Source organism: Streptomyces sp. NPDC127114, from assembly GCF_042677525.1.
GTDB lineage: Bacteria > Actinomycetota > Actinomycetes > Streptomycetales > Streptomycetaceae > Streptomyces.
In genome coordinates, this window is sequence record NZ_JBHXTJ010000094.1 from 1 (window position 1) to 2,506 (window position 2,506).

General features: G+C 56.5%; 1 rRNA gene. It reads left to right on the forward strand.

From position 1 onward, the window contains the following. A 23S ribosomal RNA gene (locus ACFVGS_RS37340) occupies nucleotides 1-2,474 on the forward strand; the annotation flags it as partial. Nucleotides 2,475-2,506 lie beyond the last annotated feature (32 nt).

Genomic DNA, 2,506 nt, shown 5'->3' on the forward strand with positions numbered 1-2,506 from the left:
ATCTCGTGACTGCGTGCCTTTTGAAGAATGAGCCTGCGAGTTTGCGGTGTGTTGCGAGGTTAACCCGTGTGGGGAAGCCGTAGCGAAAGCGAGTCCGAATAGGGCGATTCAGTAGCACGCTCAAGACCCGAAGCGGAGTGATCTAGCCATGGGCAGGTTGAAGCGGAGGTAAGACTTCGTGGAGGACCGAACCCACCAGGGTTGAAAACCTGGGGGATGACCTGTGGTTAGGGGTGAAAGGCCAATCAAACTCCGTGATAGCTGGTTCTCCCCGAAATGCATTTAGGTGCAGCGTCGTGTGTTTCTTGCCGGAGGTAGAGCACTGGATAGGCGATGGGCCCTACCGGGTTACTGACCTTAGCCAAACTCCGAATGCCGGTAAGTGAGAGCGCGGCAGTGAGACTGTGGGGGATAAGCTCCATGGTCGAGAGGGAAACAGCCCAGAGCATCGACTAAGGCCCCTAAGCGTACGCTAAGTGGGAAAGGATGTGGAGTCGCAGAGACAACCAGGAGGTTGGCTTAGAAGCAGCCACCCTTGAAAGAGTGCGTAATAGCTCACTGGTCAAGTGATTCCGCGCCGACAATGTAGCGGGGCTCAAGCGTACCGCCGAAGTCGTGTCATTGCAGCAATAGGGCCAACGCCCGCTGTGATGGGTAGGGGAGCGTCGTGTGCCGGGTGAAGCAGCCGTGGAAGCGAGTTGTGGACGGTTCACGAGTGAGAATGCAGGCATGAGTAGCGATACACACGTGAGAAACGTGTGCGCCGATTGACTAAGGGTTCCTGGGTCAAGCTGATCTGCCCAGGGTAAGTCGGGACCTAAGGCGAGGCCGACAGGCGTAGTCGATGGACAACCGGTTGATATTCCGGTACCCGCTTTGAAACGCCCAATATCGAGCCCATTAATGCTAAGGCCGTGAAGCCGCCCTGGATCCTTCGGGTGAAGGGGAGTGGTGGAGCCGCTGACCCAAGGTGGTAGTAGGTAAGCGATGGGGTGACGCAGGAAGGTAGTCCAGCCCGGGCGGTGGTTGTCCCGGGGTAAGGGTGTAGGCCGTGTGGTAGGCAAATCCGTCACACGTTAAGGCTGAGACCTGATGCCGAGCCGATTGTGGTGAAGTGGATGATCCTATGCTGTCGAGAAAAGCCTCTAGCGAGTTTCATGGCGGCCCGTACCCTAAACCGACTCAGGTGGTCAGGTAGAGAATACCGAGGCGTTCGGGTGAACTATGGTTAAGGAACTCGGCAAAATGCCCCCGTAACTTCGGGAGAAGGGGGGCCACCACTGGTGATGACACTTGCTGTCTGAGCTGGGGGTGGCCGCAGAGACCAGCGAGAAGCGACTGTTTACTAAAAACACAGGTCCGTGCGAAGCCGTAAGGCGATGTATACGGACTGACGCCTGCCCGGTGCTGGAACGTTAAGGGGACCGGTTAGTGACCTTTCGGGGTTGCGAAGCTGAGAACTTAAGCGCCAGTAAACGGCGGTGGTAACTATAACCATCCTAAGGTAGCGAAATTCCTTGTCGGGTAAGTTCCGACCTGCACGAATGGCGTAACGACTTCTCGACTGTCTCAACCATAGGCCCGGTGAAATTGCACTACGAGTAAAGATGCTCGTTTCGCGCAGAAGGACGGAAAGACCCCGGGACCTTTACTACAGTTTGATATTGGTGTTCGGTTCGGCTTGTGTAGGATAGGTGGGAGACTGTGAAGCTCTAACGCCAGTTAGGGTGGAGTCGCCGTTGAAATACCACTCTGGTCGTGCTGGATGTCTAACCTCGGTCCGTGATCCGGATCAGGGACAGTGTCTGATGGGTAGTTTAACTGGGGCGGTTGCCTCCCAAAGGGTAACGGAGGCGCCCAAAGGTTCCCTCAGCCTGGTTGGCAATCAGGTGTTGAGTGTAAGTGCACAAGGGAGCTTGACTGTGAGACCGACGGGTCGAGCAGGGACGAAAGTCGGGACTAGTGATCCGGCGGTGGCTTGTGGAAGCGCCGTCGCTCAACGGATAAAAGGTACCCCGGGGATAACAGGCTGATCTTCCCCAAGAGTCCATATCGACGGGATGGTTTGGCACCTCGATGTCGGCTCGTCGCATCCTGGGGCTGGAGTCGGTCCCAAGGGTTGGGCTGTTCGCCCATTAAAGCGGTACGCGAGCTGGGTTTAGAACGTCGTGAGACAGTTCGGTCCCTATCCTCTGTGCGCGCAGGAATATTGAGAAGGGCTGTCCCTAGTACGAGAGGACCGGGACGGACGAACCTCTGGTGTGCCAGTTGTTCTGCCAAGAGCATGGCTGGTTGGCTACGTTCGGGAGGGATAACCGCTGAAAGCATCTAAGCGGGAAGCCTGCTTCGAGATGAGTATTCCCACCTCCTTGAGAGGGTAAGGCTCCCAGTAGACGACTGGGTTGATAGGCCGGATGTGGAAGCCCAGTAATGGGTGGAGCTGACCGGTACTAATAGGCCGAGGGCTTGTCCTCAGTTGCTCGCGTCCACTGTGTTAGTTCTGAAG